16 protein-coding genes and 3 pseudogenes are annotated in these 17,269 nt (G+C 58.3%); 14 read left to right on the forward strand and 5 right to left on the reverse strand.

Annotated elements, in window-relative coordinates:
• The first annotated feature begins 3 nt into the window (after positions 1-3).
• The 9 genes from JYG36_RS09595 to JYG36_RS09635 all read left to right on the forward strand — a co-directional run bounded on the left by JYG36_RS09595 (position 4) and on the right by JYG36_RS09635 (position 7,887).
• Entirely contained in the window at positions 4-513 is a 510-nt protein-coding gene (locus JYG36_RS09595) for a phage major tail tube protein (protein ID WP_213603717.1), read from the forward strand.
• Positions 514-525: 12 nt separating this feature from the next.
• Complete coding sequence (locus JYG36_RS09600; protein ID WP_213603719.1) at positions 526-828, forward strand: phage tail assembly protein; 303 nt, start codon at positions 526-528, stop codon at positions 826-828.
• 134 nt (positions 829-962) lie between these two features.
• Entirely contained in the window at positions 963-3,689 is a 2,727-nt protein-coding gene (locus tag JYG36_RS09605; protein ID WP_213603721.1) for a phage tail tape measure protein, read from the forward strand.
• A 9-nt stretch (positions 3,690-3,698) separates the two neighbouring features.
• On the forward strand, positions 3,699-4,544 hold the full coding sequence (locus JYG36_RS09610; RefSeq protein ID WP_213603722.1) for a phage tail protein: 846 nt from the start codon (positions 3,699-3,701) through the stop codon (positions 4,542-4,544).
• On the forward strand, positions 4,519-4,725 hold the full coding sequence (locus tag JYG36_RS09615; protein WP_213603723.1) for a tail protein X: 207 nt from the start codon (positions 4,519-4,521) through the stop codon (positions 4,723-4,725). Before JYG36_RS09610 ends, JYG36_RS09615 begins: the two co-directional genes overlap by 26 nt.
• A 67-nt stretch (positions 4,726-4,792) precedes the next feature.
• On the forward strand, positions 4,793-5,848 hold the full coding sequence (locus tag JYG36_RS09620) for a phage late control D family protein (RefSeq protein WP_213603724.1): 1,056 nt from the start codon (positions 4,793-4,795) through the stop codon (positions 5,846-5,848).
• A gap of 25 nt (positions 5,849-5,873) precedes the next feature.
• Positions 5,874-6,425 (forward strand): glycoside hydrolase family 19 protein, encoded by a 552-nt coding sequence (locus JYG36_RS09625; RefSeq protein ID WP_213603725.1) that lies wholly within the window; start codon positions 5,874-5,876, stop codon positions 6,423-6,425.
• Positions 6,422-6,937, forward strand: coding sequence for a lysis system spanin subunit (locus JYG36_RS09630; protein ID WP_213603726.1), 516 nt, complete (start codon positions 6,422-6,424; stop codon positions 6,935-6,937). Before JYG36_RS09625 ends, JYG36_RS09630 begins: the two co-directional genes overlap by 4 nt.
• Positions 6,938-7,092: 155 nt before the next feature.
• Positions 7,093-7,887, forward strand: a complete 795-nt coding sequence (locus JYG36_RS09635; protein ID WP_213603727.1) for a DNA adenine methylase — start codon at positions 7,093-7,095, stop codon at positions 7,885-7,887.
• A 456-nt stretch (positions 7,888-8,343) separates the two neighbouring features.
• Here JYG36_RS09635 and JYG36_RS09640 read toward each other — a convergent pair whose 3' ends face one another.
• The 3 genes from JYG36_RS09640 to JYG36_RS09650 are packed head-to-tail and all read right to left on the reverse strand — an operon-like array spanning position 8,344 to position 10,130.
• Positions 8,344-9,027 (reverse strand): SOS response-associated peptidase family protein, encoded by a 684-nt coding sequence (locus tag JYG36_RS09640; protein WP_213603728.1) that lies wholly within the window; start codon positions 9,025-9,027, stop codon positions 8,344-8,346.
• Positions 9,012-9,740, reverse strand: coding sequence for a hypothetical protein (locus JYG36_RS09645; protein ID WP_213603730.1), 729 nt, complete (start codon positions 9,738-9,740; stop codon positions 9,012-9,014). The genes JYG36_RS09640 and JYG36_RS09645 overlap by 16 nt, the downstream gene beginning before the upstream one ends.
• Before the next feature lie 24 nt (positions 9,741-9,764).
• Entirely contained in the window at positions 9,765-10,130 is a 366-nt protein-coding gene (locus JYG36_RS09650) for a helix-turn-helix domain-containing protein (protein ID WP_213603732.1), read from the reverse strand.
• Positions 10,131-10,629: 499 nt separating this feature from the next.
• Here JYG36_RS09650 and JYG36_RS09655 point away from each other — a divergent pair, with 499 nt between their 5' ends.
• Positions 10,630-11,265, forward strand: a complete 636-nt coding sequence (locus JYG36_RS09655; protein ID WP_249744414.1) for a protein-tyrosine phosphatase family protein — start codon at positions 10,630-10,632, stop codon at positions 11,263-11,265.
• 183 nt (positions 11,266-11,448) lie between these two features.
• On the opposite strand, the gene JYG36_RS09660 is transcribed toward JYG36_RS09655, so the two are convergent.
• The gene (locus tag JYG36_RS09660) at positions 11,449-13,020 is read right to left on the reverse strand and encodes a DUF262 domain-containing protein (protein ID WP_213603736.1); all 1,572 of its coding nucleotides are present in this window, start codon (positions 13,018-13,020) and stop codon (positions 11,449-11,451) included.
• 559 nt (positions 13,021-13,579) lie between these two features.
• Here JYG36_RS09660 and JYG36_RS09665 point away from each other — a divergent pair.
• Positions 13,580-14,041: a hypothetical protein gene (locus JYG36_RS09665; RefSeq protein ID WP_045194846.1), complete on the forward strand. Its 462-nt coding sequence runs from the start codon at positions 13,580-13,582 to the stop codon at positions 14,039-14,041.
• Positions 14,042-14,072: 31 nt separating this feature from the next.
• On the opposite strand, the pseudogene JYG36_RS09670 reads toward JYG36_RS09665, so the two are convergent.
• A pseudogene (locus JYG36_RS09670) lies at positions 14,073-14,198 on the reverse strand (GNAT family N-acetyltransferase); the annotation flags it as partial.
• 421 nt (positions 14,199-14,619) lie between these two features.
• Here JYG36_RS09670 and JYG36_RS09675 point away from each other — a divergent pair.
• The 3 genes and pseudogenes from JYG36_RS09675 to JYG36_RS26780 form a co-directional block, all read left to right on the forward strand.
• Complete coding sequence (locus JYG36_RS09675; protein ID WP_213603738.1) at positions 14,620-15,576, forward strand: LysR family transcriptional regulator; 957 nt, start codon at positions 14,620-14,622, stop codon at positions 15,574-15,576.
• 118 nt (positions 15,577-15,694) lie between these two features.
• Positions 15,695-15,955 (forward strand): annotated as a pseudogene (locus JYG36_RS26775) (PAS domain S-box protein); the annotation flags it as partial.
• Between the two features lie 357 nt (positions 15,956-16,312).
• Positions 16,313-17,260 (forward strand): annotated as a pseudogene (locus JYG36_RS26780) (methyl-accepting chemotaxis protein); the annotation flags it as partial.
• Between the last annotated feature and the right edge of the window lie 9 nt (positions 17,261-17,269).

The raw sequence follows: 17,269 nt of genomic DNA on the forward strand, positions 1-17,269 counted from the left end.
CCCATGGCAATGATTCCCGAAACCCTGGCCAACCTGAACCTGTTCGTTGATGGCATCAGCTTTCAAGGCGATGTGCCCAGCCTGACACTGCCCAAGCTAACCCTGAAGATGGAAGAGCACCGCGCCGGTGGCATGGATGCGCCGATCGAGCTGGACCAGGGCATGGAAAAGCAGGAGGCCGGTTTTGTTACCACCGGCGTACGGCGCGAGTCGCTGAAGTTCTTCGGCCTGGCCGACGGCACCTCCTTTAACGGCACCTTCCGGGGCGCCTTCAAGGGCCTCAAAGGCAAGGTGACGCCGGTGGTGGTGACCCTGCGCGGCTCACTGAAAGAGGTCGACATGGGCGACTGGAAGCCCGGCGACAAGGCCGAGATCAAGCACAACGTCGCGGTCACCTATTACAAGCTCGAGGTCGACGGCCGCCTGGTGTACGAGATCGATCCACTTGGCATGAAACGCGTCATCAACGGCGTCGACCAGCTCGCCGCCCAACGTTCGGCCCTGGGCCTGTAAGGAGATCTATCGATGAGCAATGGAATCAAAACCCCGGTCTGGATGGAACTGCGTGCCGAGGGCGTACACATCACCCTGAGTAAGCCAACGGAAGCCAACGGCGTGCTGGTCGACAAGCTGCACCTGCGGGCCCCTACCGTCCGCGATGTACGCGCTGCCGGGGCCACTGCGGGTGGTGATGACGAACAGCGCGAGCTGGCCCTGTTCGCCTCGCTGGCCGAGGTTGGCACCAAGGACCTGGAGGGCTTGACCCTCAAGGATTACAACCGCCTGCAGGCTGGCTATTTTCGCCTGGTGCAGGATGACAGCGTTTGACCCAGTGGTGCAGAAGCGAGCGGCCAAGCGATTGGCCGCAGAGCTGAATTTCTCGGCTGCTGAAATCGAGGCCATGCCGTTTGATCGCGTGGTCTGGTGGCTCACGGACTGAGCCCGCACACAAGGGGTAGACCATGGCAGGCAAGCTATCACTGGGACTGGTGATCGGCGGCGCCGTTAGCGCGACGGTGCGTTCGGCGTTCACCGAAGTCCAGGGCCATATCAAGAAGCTGGAAGAGAAGGGCAACAAAGCCAAGGTGCTCAAGAGCACCATTGGCGAGACCATTCGCCTGCGCGAGGAATGGAAGAAGGCGCACGACAGCGGCTCGGCCTCGGCCTCCGGTTTGTTGCGCAAGCTGGAAAGCAACCTCGACGGCCTGCGCAAGCAAGGGGTCGCGGTTGGCAAGTTGAATCAGGAGTACCAGCGCCTCGGCCGTACCGCCAAGGCGACGGATCTGCAGATCAAGGGCCAACAGCAGATCCAGCAGGGCAAGGAAGGGCTGAAGTCGACGGTCGGCCAGGCGGTGGTCGGCGTTGGTGCCTTGGGCGTGGCGGGCAAGATCAGCGCGGACTATCAGGCGATCATCCGCGACATTGCGATCAAGGCCGATGTGGTCAACCAGCCGCAAGAGGCCCAGATGAGCCGCACGGTTATTCAGACCTCGCAAGAAACCGGGATGGCGCGCAACGATGTAGCCGACCTGATCAATCAGTTGGTCGGCGCTGGCATGGACTTGAGCCAGGCTATGTCGTATGCGCCAGTGGCGGCCAAGTTCGCCATTGGCCAGGGGGCCAGCGGCGTCGACACGGCGAGCATGATTCAGGCGCTGCAGCAAAACGCCAAGATCACCGACCCCAAGGTCATGGAGCAGGCCCTGGAAGCCATCGCCCTGCAGGGTCAGGCAGGAAGCTTTGAGGCCTCCGACATGGCCAAGTGGTTCCCGCAGCTGTTGGCGGGTATGGAGAAGAACGGCAGCATCGGCATGGAGTCGGTCAGTTCCCTGGGTGCGATGCTGCAGGTGCAGATGAAGACCGCCGGCGGTTCCGATGAGGCGGCCAACAACCTCAAGAACTGGATGGAAAAAATCGGTTCGGGCGACGTGGTCAAGGCCTACAAGGACGCTGGCATTGACTATCAAAAATCTCTCAACACCGGCATTCAAAAGGGTATGTCTACCCTTGAGTCGAGCTTTTCCTTGGCTATGGAGTACATCCAAGCGACCGATCCCGCCAAGGCGGCCGCGATGGCCGAAGCTCAGGCCAAGATCAGCAAGGAGGCCAACCCCGAGAAAGCCAAGGCGATGCTCAACGCCCTGGAGCAGTCGCTGCGTACCGGCGATATCTTTGCTGATATGCAGGTTAAGGCGGCGCTGACTGCCTATGCCGGCAACCGTGACCTGTACGAACAGCTCAAGAAGGATTCGCAGAACGCCAAGGGCATTCTCGACAAGAACCTACGTGAGCGGCGGGAGGCATCGGCGCAAAAGTGGGCGGAAGCAACGCAAGCGATTAACGATTCGATGCGTAGCCTTGGCGAGGCAATTGCCCCGGTAACTGACATGATCGCGGTGGGCATCACGAAAGTCGCCCATGTGCTGACCAATCTGTCGGACGGCTCGCAATCGGTGGTGCTGGGGATCACAGCCATCGGTGCCGCATTCGTCGCCTTCAAGACCGTGCTCAACAGCCTGAAGATTGCCCGAGGGCTGGCCAACATCGGTCGCGGGGTGATGATGGAACGTAGCGGTTCACGCGGTGGGAGCCGCATCAGTGACGCCATCACCGGTAAGGGAGGGAAGACCGGTATCAAGCCGGTGGATACCGGCCTCAAGGTACTGGGCGGCCTGCTCGGGGCCAGCAACGATGGCGATGGCGGCAACAGCCGCGATCCGCAGCGGGTGTTTGTGGTCAATGCTAATGCCATGGGCGGATTGGGAGGCGCAGGCGGCAACGAGCGATCAGGTGGTCAGCGCTCCTCGAGGCGCAAACGCCGAGGGCGGACATCAACCAACACGCAGCAACGCTCGGCGGGCCCTCGCTCAAAGGGCGCTCGTCCAGTTACCTCGAGTGCGCCGGTTCCCCGGCCTGTGGTGCCGCCGGTCGCTGCGCCGGGCGCCCTCGGCAAGATGCTCGGTGCCGTTGGCAAGGTCAGTAAGTTCGCCAAGGGGGTGCCGGGCGGTGGCCTGATCGATGCTGGGGTGACCGCCGTTGATACCTTCATGAATGCCGAAACCCAGGACGAAAAAGCCGAGGGTTACGGCAGCGCGGCCGGTGGACTGGCCGGGACCATGGCCGGGATGGCTGCCGGGGCCGCGATTGGCTCGGTGGTACCGGTGATCGGTACCGCCATTGGTGGCGCCGTAGGGGCGCTACTCGGTGGCCTGGGTGGCGACAGCTTGGGTGGCATGCTGGGCAAGGCGTGGTTCGGTAGTGATGACAAGGACACGGCGGTGGCCAAGGCGGACGAACCTGACAAAGCCGCCAAGCCAGCGGTGCCCGGGGATGCTGTGCGTGCCATTGCCGCGACGGCGCCATCGCCTGCCGTGCCGGTCAAGGCTGCAGAACCGATCACGAAAGCGCCGGCCAACGCGCCGGGGGATGTTGTCCGCTCGATGGCCGTGGCGCCTCCGGCACCGGCAGCGGTGCAGGCCATCGCCAAAGCGGCGGAGCCAGCCAAGCCGGTGCAGCCGCAGGTGGACCAGCAGTTCACCTGGTCGCCGAGCTTCTCGGTCACGGTGCAAGGCGATGTGAAGGACGCGAACCAATTGGCCCGCGACCTGGCCCCCCATTTGCGGCCGCAGTTCGAGGAGTTTGCCCGTCAAGTTATGGGGCGACAGCTGTTCGACGCTCCCCACGTATAAGGAGGTGCCATGCCTTACATGGAACAAATGCAGTCCGGGCTGAAGTCCCTGGTCGCGGCGGGAGAAGCGGGCCGCCGCAATCTCGATGGCATGCTGGGCCCGCTCAACGGTGCGATCAGCGACATGACCGGTGCGGCGTCAGAGCTGGAAAACATCCCGTTCATCGGTCCCGCTCTGGGCGAGAAGCTGCAGCGCACCATGCGCGGTATCAACGCGGCCCAGTCAAAGGTCGGTGAGGTCGCGGCCAAGTACGGCCAAGCCACAGCGGCGGCCGCCCAGATCCAGGAGCGGATCGGCACCCTCAAAGAGCAGGCGTCCAAGGCCGGAGCGGAGATCAACCGGCTGGCCGGAAAGGTCAGTCCGTCTCTGGGCAACATCATGCCCACGGGCGCGCTGGCCCCGTCGACCACCCCGGCGGCCGAGGCGGTGAAACCCTTCCCGCACCTGCTGATCCTGCAGCCCCTACAGGCCAATGCGCAGCCGTACTTCTTCAACCTCGACACTGCCGCGTTCGATGAGTTACGGCGGCAGACCGCGTTCCGATGGGCGGGGCAGGAACGCCTGAGCCGTAGCATTGCCCAGCAGGCCATCGGCCAGGGGGAAGACAAGCTCAGCCTCAAGGGCGCGATCTTCCCAGGGCACAAGGGTGGCCTCAAACAGCTCGACACCTTGCGCAGTATCGGTCGGCGCCTGCAGCCGCTGAGCCTGACCACAGGGTACGGCGAAGTGCTGGGTAACTGGTGCCTGCTTAGCCTAGACGAAGAGCAGAGCAACCTGCTGGCAGGCGGGATCCCGCGTAAACAAACCTTCAGCCTGGAGTTCGTGAGCTATGGCGATGACATGCAGAACGTCTGACGGGGATCTGCTCGACACCCTCTGTCAGTACCACTACGGCCACCTCAATGGCGCAGTCGAGGCGGTGCTCAATGCCAACCAGGGGTTAGCCGACGAACCGCAACCCTACCGTGCGGGGGTGCTGATCGTGCTGCCGGATCTGCCGACCTCGACCGAGGCACTGATGCGGCTCTGGGATTGATCGCCGTCACCTGGTCACCAACGAAGCCCCGCCTTGTGCGGGGTTTTGCATTTCTGGAGAGCAATCCATGCAACCCGTTTTCCGCCTTGTCGCTGACGGCAAGGACATTACCGCGCTGATCAACGACCGGCTGCTGACGTTGCGCACCTCGGACAAGCCCGGCATGGAGTCGGATGAGTTCGAGCTGCGCATCGATGACCGCGATCAGGGCGTGGCGCTGCCTTCGCGGGGCGCACATATCGAGGTGTTCCTCGGCTATGCAGGTCAGCCTCTGGCCCGCTTGGGCCGCTACACCGTGGATGAGGTCGAGTTGTCCGGCCCGCCCGATTCCTTGGTCATACGCGGCAAGGCCAGCGACATGCGCGGGAGCGGCAAGACCACACGCAGTGGCAGTTGGGAAGACGTGCCGCTGCAACAGATTGTTCGTGACGTGGCGGCACGCAACGGCTGGCAGCCGGTCTGCCCGGTGACCACCAAGGTGCCCCGCGTCGACCAGTTCAACGAGTCGGACTTCAACTTCATCACCCGCCTGGCCAAGCAGTACGACTGCACCGCCAAGGTCGGCGACGGCAAGTTGCTGGTGTTGCCGCGACAGGCCGGGCAAAGCGCGAGCGGCAAGGCCCTGGGCACGGTCACCATCACCCGTCATGACGTCAGCCGCTACCAGTTCCGCCTGGGGGACAAGTCGACCCAGAAGGCGGTGCAAGCCAAGCACCAGGACAAGAAGAGCGGGGCGCTGAGGGTGGTCGAGCTTGGCAACGACGAGGCACCGGACGGCCTGCCGCCGGTGCATACCGATCGACATATCTACCCGAACAAGAGCGCCGCCGAGCAAGCCGCCAAGGCCCGGTTGGCCGCGTTCAACCGCAGCACTGCCGGGGTGCGACTGGAGATGCCCGGGCGAACCGACCTGTTTGCCGAACGGATGATCAGCGCCCAGGGCTTCAAGGTCGGTCTCGACGGTGAGTACTTGGTGGACTCGGTGGAGCAGGTGTTCACCCAGTCCGGGTGGAGCACCACGGTCGAGTGCAACGGTGGCAAGAAGGGCAAGGCCAAGGCCAAAGGCAAGAAAAAGAAACAAACCAAACCACTGAAAGTGGTCGAGCTGTCCCCATCGGCCTGACGTGGCCATCACTGGAGAAACATCGATGTCTATCACCGCGCAGCAGCTACTGCAGATCCTCCCCAACGCCGGCAAACAAGCCGGCGTTTTTGTTCCTGGCCTCAATGCCACCATGGGCAAGTACGCCATCATCACCCGCCTGCGCATGGCCGCGTTCATTGCCCAGATTGGCCATGAGTCTGGCCAGCTGCGCTATGTCCGTGAGCTGGGTGGTGACACCTACCTGGCGAAGTACGACACCGGCAGGCTGGCCCAGCGCCTGGGCAACACGCCAGAGGCTGACGGCGACGGCCAGAAGTATCGCGGCCGTGGGCTGATTCAGGTCACCGGGCGTGCCAACTACCAGGCCTGCAGCGAAGCCCTGTTTGGCGACAGCCGATTGCTCAACACCCCGGAGCTGCTTGAGCAGCCGGTCTATGCCGCGATGTCGGCGGGCTGGTTCTGGCAGCGGTCGGGGCTCAACTCCTTGGCCGACAAGGGCGACTTCCTCGCCATCACCAAGAAAATCAACGGCGGTACCAACGGCCTGGCGGATCGCGAAGAGCTGTATGAGCGTGCTTTGAAGGTGCTGCAGTGAAGGGCCTGAATTGGCAACTGCTGGCCCTGGCGCTGCTGCTGGGGCTTGCCCTGGGCGGCGGTGCTACCTGGGTCTGGCAGGCAAACAGCTACGAGAAGGCGCTGGCCCTGCAGAACACTGACCATCAGAGGGAGCGAGAAGACGCCGTGATCGCCGCGATCGATCGGCTCGGCCAGGAACAAACTCAGCGCCGGGCGCTGGAGGATCGCCTGCAGGCGAGTGATCAAACCCATTACCAGGAACTGCTCGATGCCCAACACACTCAAGCTCGCTTGCGTGACCGCCTTGCTACTGCTGATCTGCGGTTGTCAGTCCTACTCGACGCCACCGCCCAGGGTGGTGACTGTGGGGTGCCAGCCACCGCCAGCGGCGCCGGCATGGTTCATGGAGCCATTCGAGCCAACCTTGACCCAAGACATGCTCAACGAATTATCAGCATCACCGACCGAGGCGACAAAGGATTGATCGCCCTCAAGGCCTGTCAGGCCTACGTGCGCGCTATCACGCGCTGAAGTGAAAAGGAGCGGGCCAGGAGGATGCGTCAACATCCAGCTGGCCCACCGAACCCGCAGACCCTTCCTGCAAGTCCAGCCGAGGCTCCTGCTCCGTGCACAAAGCGCGGCGAGCCTAACACCTGTTTATCCATACAGTAAAGACTTGCTATCAAATGACGACTCCTATCATTCCCTGGATGGGCGGCAAACGCCGCCTAGCCGACCGCCTTATCCCACTCTTTCCCCCTCACGAATGCTACGTCGAGGTCTTCGCCGGTGGTGCTGCGCTGTTCTTCATGCGCCCGCAGCCCGCCCCGGTGGAGGTGCTCAACGACCTTAACGGCGACCTGGTGACGCTCTACCGGGTGGTGCAGAACCACCTGGAAGAGTTCGTCCGCCAGTTCAAATGGGCCCTCAGCTCGCGTCAGATTTTCGAATGGCAGAAGATGACCCGACCCGAAACCCTCACTGATATCCAGCGTGCAGCCCGGTTCTTCTACCTGCAGCAGCATGCCTTTGGCGGCAAGGTCACGGGCCAGACATTCGGTACCGCGACAACCGGTCCGGCCATCAACCTGCTGCGCATCGAAGAGAACCTGTCGGCCGCGTGGCAGCGGCTGGCCGGAACCTACGTGGAGAACCTCTCCTGGCTGGAATGCGCCGAGCGCTACGATCGAGCCCACACCTTCCACTACATGGATCCGCCGTACTGGCAGACTGCCGGTTACGGAGTCGACTTTCCTTTCGACAACTACGAGCGGATGGCTGAGTTCATGCGGTGCTGCAAGGGCAAGGTCATGGTCAGCATCAATGACCACCCGGACATCCGACGTGCGTTCGAGGGCTTTCACTTCGAAACGCTGGATATCCGGTACACCACGGCCAACCAGCGGCAAGGCAAAGCCGAGGTGACCGGTGAACTGGTAATCATGAATTGGATGCCCTCTGCACTTGGCGGCCTGTTCTAACCAATCACCATCATCCGGATCAATCGGATGAGTTCGATTGCCAAGATCAAAATGAGTTGAAAGGTCATATAATTCTCCGGGATGAGTTTGGCCGTCCGGCGCGTTATTGGGCGTCGGCTATGGTTTTCTTTAAATGGCTTGGCGATTAAATATAAGTTTGGGTCGGGCTGTCAATGCTCTTCAGGAAACTTTCTGAATGCGGTCCGCTAAGCCGCAGCCCGCCGTTGTCAAGGGGTGGCGTCAGGGGAAGTATCTAGTCTTCTTAAGTTAAGTAGGCTGGTTGGCCTAAGTAGGCTGTGTAGGTTTCTTGATTTAAAAATTCTCTGGATATCTTCTGATATCAATTGTTATTACTAAATATCGTTAGGTATCTAGAGGGTATCTATTAAGTATCCAAAGGTTATTTTTTAGATGTCCTTTGGATATCCATGGTGGAGGTGAGCTTGAGTTTATGTGTCAGCGGCTATTCTCGACCTGCGGGGTAATCAAGTCTGTACCTTGGTTTCGAACGTTTCCTACGGAGACGCCAACCCGAAACCACTCGAATGCCTCTGAGGGCTCGCCTAGATTCAGGGCCATTTGCTCTGCCTGTTCTTTGGATGTAGTCGGAGCAAGCCACTCCCTGGCCAGATCCGGTGCTAGGACTACAGGACGGCGGTCGTGTACGTCGACCATACCGCCGACGCTATCGGCAGTGATGATCACGAAGCCATCATGCTCATTTGGCTCGGCACTGAACTGGCCAATACCTGCGCACAGGGAAGGGCGGCCATCCTTTCTTCTTATCAGGTATGGCTGCTTTTTGGGGCTACCTTCATCGACCCACTCGAACCAGTTGTCGATCGGCACAATTGCGCGGTGCGGCCAGATCGGTCGGAAGAAGGGGCCGTGGGCTACCTTCTCCACCCGAGCATTGATCGGAGCTGCGCGATCCTTTGCCCAGTGCGGGCGCCAACCCCAGCGCACCAGGTCGGCATGAAGCACACCATCATCCAGCCGCAGCAAAGCAACGCGGGTGGTTGGGGCAACATTGTATCGACCGAGTGGCTGCTCGCCGACGGAGTTGGCCAGCGGGTTGCTCATGCTCAAGGCGTCTACGAAGTCATGAATGCCACGGTACTGGCTCAGTCTTCCGCACATCCCGGCTCTCCTAGGTTATCCGCAACAAATCCCTGCGCATGGCAGGTCTCACAATCTTCGCGCTGAGCGAACGAATCACAGCACGCCGGACAACATTCAAACGGCGAGTACCTCAACCGGTCCCGCAATAGGCGGTACCACGTCCACTCTTTCTTCTCAAACGCTTCCTGCGCCAAATCAATCAGTACCCGGTATGCATCAGGATCATCGACACCCTGCAGCATCCTGCCTTCAATCATCCTCGCGGTCTCAACTAGGCGGTAGACCCCGCCTTCGGCACCAACCAGCTGCAGTCCCTGGATCACCCCCAGCTCACCTGAGGTGCGCAGCACGACTCGAATGCGATCCGGCTCCTGGATCACCATGCCGTCGCAGCTGAATGCCTTCGTTCGGTTCTCCTTATAGTAGTTGCCCTGGCGGATGCAGCCGATTCGACGATGCCCACCCACCGGCACAACGTTGTAGCTTGATGCTCTGCAGTACAGATCATGGGCGAACTGCTCCTCCAGAGCAGCGCTGTAGGCTGCTTGGGCTTGCTCGGATAAGTCGTGCACTTCCAGTGGGTCGAACAGCTCGAGAGCCTGCAGATCCGCGGTGGCTATACGCATGACCTGCAAGTAGACCTCGGGGTTGCTCAGCCTGAGGTGCTCATTGCGCAGCGATCCGTTCCAGCGAGCCAGGGCTTCTGGCTTGCTCGGTGGCTTCTTGTTCACTGGGTGATTGCCCCTGGGTGAAGATCATTCGATCAAATGAAAGTCATCCCTGGTCCTGGGGCACGGTGTAGCGCCCCTTAAATTATCTCCCTTCATTGGTTGGTGCCCTGGCAGGAAGAACAATCCTTCTGCCTCCAAGGCGTAGGCGAGGGCCTGCATCGTGACGCGGCGCAGCTCGGCCCCGTTCTCCAGACGCCTAATCGCTCCAGGTGATACGCCCGAACGGAATGCCAAAGCTTCAATGCTCCAGCCAAGCATCGTGCGCGCCTCGGCGCAGTGGGTACCACGAAAGCCAAGTGGCAGGTTCTCCATAAGCCATTCCATGGTTAGTTTCTGTGTTTCATCCAGAGCCAATCGAATAGGTTGAATGTCGTCTTCGTCTGTAGGCATTGGTGCTCTCGCGTTGCTGTATGTTTATACAGTGTAAGCTCTGGCGATAGTCCACGCAAAAAATGGCAGGCGCTGCTACATCGAGGCGTGTACGCGGGTGTTGGGGCGTGCTTTCTTAGGGGGGGATTTAGGGCAAAAACTAGGTCCGCATCTAGGATGCTGCAGCCCGATAGAATGCGTCCTGGGTCCAGCAAATGCGAGCCAATAGTGGACTGCGCTCCGCTGTAGGCAGGTTCAAATCCTATCTGCGTTCCTCGCTAAGCATCTGCTATTGGTCAAATGCGGTCGCGGACTCCCCAGTGGCCAAACGGTAGCCTATCCTTGCAGTGATCGACAAAAGGGCTTGGAGCTTATGTCGTGAGCATCGGAAGACTCGACAACGACATACTGAGCGCCAAGTGTTTATGTGACAAGCTCTGGCGTTTAGACGTAACAGGCATGTTGTATAACTGTAATCATAAGTAAAGGATAAATATTGAGAGAGTTAAGATTTGCCCTCATGGCGTTTATTGCTGTATCGGTGGCTGCTGCAATGACGTATCTGTTTGCAATGTATGCAGTCGGAAATATAAGTATCAGCCAAAATAATCAAGACTGGGGTGGTTTTGGCTCGTATATTGGTGGGGTTGTAGCTCCTGTGGCGTCGCTTCTAGCAGGGTACTTGGTATATAAAAGCTTCGCTTCAAGTGCGTATCAGCAAAAATTGTTGTTGGCGCGCGAGTCGATTTCAAGATTGGATTTGGTAGTTGAGAAAAAGCTAGAGATGCCATTCAATAATGTCGGCTTGGGCGCAGAGTACTATGGTCAACCGCTTAGGCTCGTTCTCTATGCGCTGTCAAATAATGAAATTGCTACAACCGAAGCCGTGAATAAGGCGATATTAGCATTACTGCACAATATGGCAATAATGACTACATCCATAAGGTACTATATTGATCTTTTAGGTGCCCATCCTTCTGATGAGAGAGACAACCACTGGCTAGGTCAATTAGAAAAAAGTTACTGGATTGAAAAATATTCAACCATCTGCTCGCGCATGGTGCGAATTGTTGGTCAAAGTGCGTTTGAAGAAAAGTTAAGCTCGGAGGAACTTCGGAGCTTTAAATTGGTGCTAGGCGGCGAACGTGGCTTCTAGTCATATGCTCAAGTCGTTCGGTTTCGCGTTTAGTAGGGGGTTGAGTAATTAGTATGCTACTCTAAAATTTAATGTAAAGTACCATGGCTTAGAGGTTTCGTTTGAGCCCCTCGAGTCCGCCTACTTTGCGGGGCGAGGGGCTTTCTGCTGAGATCACACTGAGCTATATGCAGTTAGCTTAAATTATGGGTATGAGCCATTCTTGATTAGATTTTTTGCCGCGGTTGTTAATAGTTCTGCCCTGGCATTGATGAAGTCTACATAAGACCTATCTCCGTCGTGAAATCCTTCTGGGATCAGCGCGGCTTTGAATACATTGGCTTTGATTAGCTCATTGATCTCGCTGAAATAGATGTCCGGGGCTTTATCGGATATGGTCCGATTGTCTGAGGAGTTCAGAAGGCAGATGTTCGCAATGATGTTTGATTCGTGAAAGCCAATGCCCTGGCCAAGCAAGTAAGATTTAGGGTAAATGTGATGGAATTCCCTTGAGTTGTAGGACGCTAACGTCGTGCCCAGCTCGATGTTTTGACCATTAAGGAAGCTCTTAGGCTGCAGCTGTGCCAGTAAGCAAATAGTGGTCTTGGCAGCAGTTGTGTTAATGCGCCATGATTTTTTGAACAAATTGCTTTCGATTTTGTCGTCTAAGTCGTCGAAAGGGCCTTCGCCTTGAGAAAGTCTTTCCATTTTCTCAATATCTGCCAAGACCTGCTTGTTAGTGCCGGCCTTGTACCTTTGCGTGAACGCACAATGCCAGAACCACTTTTTGAGGCCAATTACTTGCAGGGCGCTAGGTTTTAAGGTGCGTGAGAAAAACGTCACGAGTGGGACAAGCATAATAGGGAAGGGGATGAATACGAAATTTTTGATATGAAGCTGCTTTTCAAGAAAGTCGGTGCAGCAGAACATAGCTTGCTTAAGTTTCGTCATCCCTTCAATTAGCCGGTCGGCTGGCACATCTACCAGTTCGTCTGCATCAATTCGGTTAAGCGTGATCGTCGCAAGGCATCGCATGAGCAATGATTCCTCAATTTGCTCATATCCCTTGTCAGCTAAGGTGTCTAGTAGTTGCTCGATTTCATTGCGAAGATCAAATTGTTCGGACCAAGTCCAAGCCGCTAGCAGTTCAAGCGTGCTAAGACTGGTGCCGGATGAGTTGATTCTCTGGAATACTCGGCAGACTTCTTGATTGGTGCGGTCTTTGATGGTGACGACAGGGAACTCATAATCCTTGAATCGTTCAGTTAGTTCCGCGATTGTTTTGCTATCTGCTTGGTCGAACCGCCCTAGCTCCGGCAGGAGTTTAGTGGTGTCCAAGATATTTCGAAGGTTGATTGAGCTTACAGGGGCGAGTGAGCTGTGAACGAATTCGCCTGTTGCGGGCACAAATGAGACATCAAAGCGGGCCGCAAGCTCTGCATCGGCCGTATCAGCGTCGGAGTTAAATACACCATAAAGCGTAGTTAGGCGCTGTTGTCCATCAAGGACATAGTTCACAGGATAATCTTCCGGTGTCGTTGGTAGTTTAAAACCGCCGACATCACGTTCATGGTTTAGTTTTTCTTTCGTGGACCATAGTAGTAGTGATCCTACTGGGTAGCCCCGATAAATGGAGTCCAGAAGGCTCATAATCTGCTCGTCGGACCAGACATATTCTCGTTGGAATACAGGAATCTTAATATTTCCGCGGGCGACGTCTGACAGGAGAGCGGACAGGCGAGGGTTGCTGGGAGCAATTTTATGTGTGGCGGCCATTTTGGATCCTTCAATGATGGCGCTTGGCGATTGCAGGCAAGATAATAGCAAGCGCTCACAGGTGCAACTATTTGGAGGGATCAGCACACCCGCGGGACTATCATGGCGAGAGGACGCTGCGTTAGGTTCCTTCCTGATTGAGATAGTAAAAAATTACAAAGAGCGTGGTAAAAAAATGGTACGGGGCGCGAATTGGATTGAAAATCTCTAGTAAAAACGGAGGTCTTGAGAAAAGTATCTCCAATCCATCATAGGCGCAACGCTGAACCGGCGGGACGGCTCAGGGCGCGGGTTTACTGGGGTTGATGCAGATTCTAGGGGCATGTTCTACGACGCATTTGCAGCCATTCAGGGGTGTTTTTGCTTTGCGGGGTTTGCTAAAGCATGCCGGCGCTAATCAAAAACAAAGGTGCAATAGTCTACCAAGAGTACCGAGCGTTCGCTCGTAAGCAGTCTACGACGAGAGGCGTTTCGTACAGCCCCTGAACAGGGCTCATGTAACCCGACAATGCGCCGATACCGTGCTGCGGAAAGTCCATAAAAGGCAGGAGCCTGAACATTGTTCGAACACATCTGGCGCAGCATCCGTTCCCCGGGCTACTTCCCCAACGTACTGGAATGGATGATCGATATTCTCCTCAACCCGTTCATGGTGGTTATGTGCCTGATGGTCGGGGCGCTGGCCGGTAAAGGGTGGCGAGCCATCCCCTACGGCAGCCTCACCTGTTATGTGCTGTTCCTGAGCCGCTCGCCATTCTATCGGTGGGAAAGCATTTTTCCCGTAGCCGGGCTGCCCGCGCTGTTGATGGATGGCGCACTGTTGGCCCTGCTCGGTTTCTATTTGAAGGGCGTACTCAGAACCCGCTCAGCAGCAAGACCCGAAGGTCATTGGTTGCGCTGGCTTTATCAAAGCCTGAAGGTTGTCATGCTGACAATCGTGGTGGTGTTCTGGGTACTCGTTGTGCTGTTTGTCTTGATCTTCACCGTCTCGGTCGCTACCCAACCGTCACTGGCGCACTGACCCAATTCCTGCTTGGCAACCCAGAACCGTTTCAGGCCGTTGCAGCCGGCAAGCTCATGTGCAACAACGGGAACGGCCGGCCTTCGCCATCCAGCGGCGAACGGCCAGTCTGAACAAAGCCGTAATGCAGATAAAACCCCACCGCCTGGGGGCTTTTGGCTGTGTCAAGGGCAGGGTCAAGCGCCCAATCCATCGTTGAGCCAAGTAGCGATATTGAATTCTGCTGATATTCCAAGTTGTTATAGTTGTGTTCGTTATTTTTATTTCAACTTTAATCGACTGCTTTATAGGCTGTTTGGAATAACAAGGAAGCCGCTGCCTTGCCGATGTCTGAAAGTATGTTATGCTCGGAAAATAACCCCCGCCGCACCCTCTCTCCCTACCTGTTTTTCTCGCCTAAATTGATGATCTACATCAGTTTTTTGCTCGCCTGCGGGCTCTATATTGAGTTTAAAGGAATGAACAACTCTCCCCGCCACGCTGCGAAGTTCTGGTGTGAAAGTTTATAAAACAATAAGGAATCGCCCGTTAGGTTGAGTGCTGTTTTTACGGCGCTCGATCATCATCCGGTGTTACCCATGAAGTCGACCGTTGTCTCTGTTGCGCGCAAACTCAAACTCTATCAATTGGTGGTCTTCGACCAGGTCCTGCGTAGCGGCTCGCTGGTGGGCGCGGCCCAGGCGTTGAACCTGACCCAGCCGGCCGTGACCAAGATCATCCACGAAATGGAAGCCTTCCTTGGCGCCGCCTTGCTGGTGCGCGGCAACCGCGGGGTGCGTGCCACCGAGCTGGGTGGGGTGGTGGTGCGCCGCGCCCATGCCATGCTCACCGAACTGCGCAGCCTCACCGATGAGGTCAATGCCTACCACAGCGGCACCACCGGCCAGGTCATGGTCGGCTCGCTGACCTCGTCATCGGCCTTGCTGTTGCCGCATACCCTGCGCCTGCTCAAGGAGAGCGCGCCAGGGGTGCTGGTGACGGTGCGGGTCGGGCATATGGACCAGCTGTTCTCAAGCCTGTTGGCCGGTGAGCTGGATATTGTCGTCGGGCGCATTCCCGATGACTGGCGCTGGCACGAGCACGAGCCGCGGCTCAAAGTCGATGTGCTGTGCGAGGAGGGATTGTGCATCGTCGCCGGTGCCGAGCACCCGCTGCACGCCAGCGGCGGGCCGCTGAGCCTGGCCGAGCTGCATCCGTTCCCGTGGATTCTGCCGCCGCGCAGCGGCCTGTTGCGGCGTACCGTCGACCGCCTGTTCGAGGAACTGGACCTGGGCCCGCCGGCCAACGTCATCGAGTCGATCGCGGCCCTGACCAACTACGAATTGATGCAGGACCAACAGACCGTCGGCTTCTTCCCCCTGCAAACCACCCAGCAACTGGCCCAGGGCGGCAAGCTAAAGGCCTTCGACCTTGGCAAGCCGCTGAGCTTTGGCAGCATCGGCTGCTTCTACTCGGCCAATCGCAGCCTCGACCCGGCCAGCCGGCTGTTCCGTGAATGCCTGACCCTGGCCAACCAGCCCGGCGAGCAAAATTAACCAGGTATTCCATATCGCTATAGCTACAGCCGCTCTATTCATGAGGTATGGCCAATTGCCACACCTACAATGCGGGTAATTACACCCGATTGATCTCGTAATAACGGATACCCAGCGCATGAGAAGCAATCTGCCGGTCACCCAGCAGGAAGTCATCTTCCAGAACCAACAGCGGCTGATTTCTGCCACCGACCTGCACGGCAACCTGACCTACTGCAACGACGAGCTGGTGGCCATCAGCGGCTTCAGCCGTGAAGAGCTGATCGGCAGCCCGCACAATATCGTCCGCCACCCGGACATGCCCGAAGCGGTGTTCGCCCACATGTGGTCGTACCTCAAGGCCGGCAAGAGCTGGATGGGCATCGTCAAGAACCGCTGCCGCAACGGCGATCACTACTGGGTCAGCGCCTATGTCACGCCGATCCTCGAGGGGGCGACGGTCGTCGGCTACGAGTCGGTGCGGGTCAAGCCGCAGCGTGCCGATATCGAGCGTGCCGCCGCGCTTTACCAGCGCATCCGTACGGGCAAAAAGAGCTGGAGCTTCAAGCACCTGGCCAAGGCTGTGAAAGAGCAGGCGCTGGCGCCGGTGGCGCTTGGCGTGCCTTGCCTTGCCGCCGTGTGGTACCTCGATAGCTGGGCGGCGCTGGCCGTGCTGGCCTGTGGTTTTGTCGGCATGCAGGTGGCTGCGCACTGGAACCTGCAGCGCAAGTTCGCCCTGGCCCGGCGTGCCACCGCCGACAGTTTCGACAGCGAACTGATTGCCCGCACCTACACCGACGAGCATGGCGCCGTGGCGCAGTTGATGATGTCGCTGATCAGCGAACAGGCCAAGGTGCGCACCGCCCTCAGCCGTTCCGGCGACTACGCGCAGAAGACCGAAACCATGGCCGGCGAAAGCGGCAAGCTGGCTCAGGCCTCCGAGTCGTCGTTGCAGCGCCAGCGCGACGAGACCGACATGGCCGCTACTGCCATGACCCAGATGGCGGCGTCTATCTCCGAGGTTTCGACCCACATCCACGACACCGCCCGTGAGGCCGACGACGTCAACCAGCTGACCCGGGTCGGCTCCGAAGAAGCCGGCAAGACTCGCCTGGTGATCGAGAAACTGCAGGACACGGTGAACCAGATCAGCCAGTCGGTGGAAAATTTTGCCGACGAGACCCAGTCGATCCAGATCGCCTCGAACATGATCCGGCAGATCGCCGACCAGACCAACCTGCTGGCGCTCAACGCCGCCATTGAAGCGGCCCGGGCCGGCGAGCAGGGTCGTGGTTTTGCCGTGGTCGCCGATGAGGTGCGGGCGCTGGCGTTCAAGACCCAGGAGTCGACCGAAACCATTCAGACCATCATCCAGTCGCTGCACAGCGCCGCCAACCAGGCGGTGGATATCGCCCGCCAGGGCAGTGACGAGGCCCATGCCGGTGTCGATCAGGTGATCGCCACCCAGAACGCCCTGGAAGGCATCGGCGTGGCGGTCGAGCATATCCACCAGATGACCGAACAGATGGCCGCCGCCTCCGAACAGCAGGCCCATGTCGCCGAAGACATCAGCCGGCAGATCACCACCATCGCCCAGGTGTCCGAGCAGAACGTCGACATAGCCGCCAGTTCCGCCAGCATCGGCCGTGAGCTTGAACACACGGCGCATGAAATGTATGCGCTGGTGGACCGCTTCAACCGCTAGGCCGCGATC

Source organism: Pseudomonas sp. SORT22 (assembly GCF_018417635.1).
Taxonomy (GTDB): domain Bacteria; phylum Pseudomonadota; class Gammaproteobacteria; order Pseudomonadales; family Pseudomonadaceae; genus Aquipseudomonas.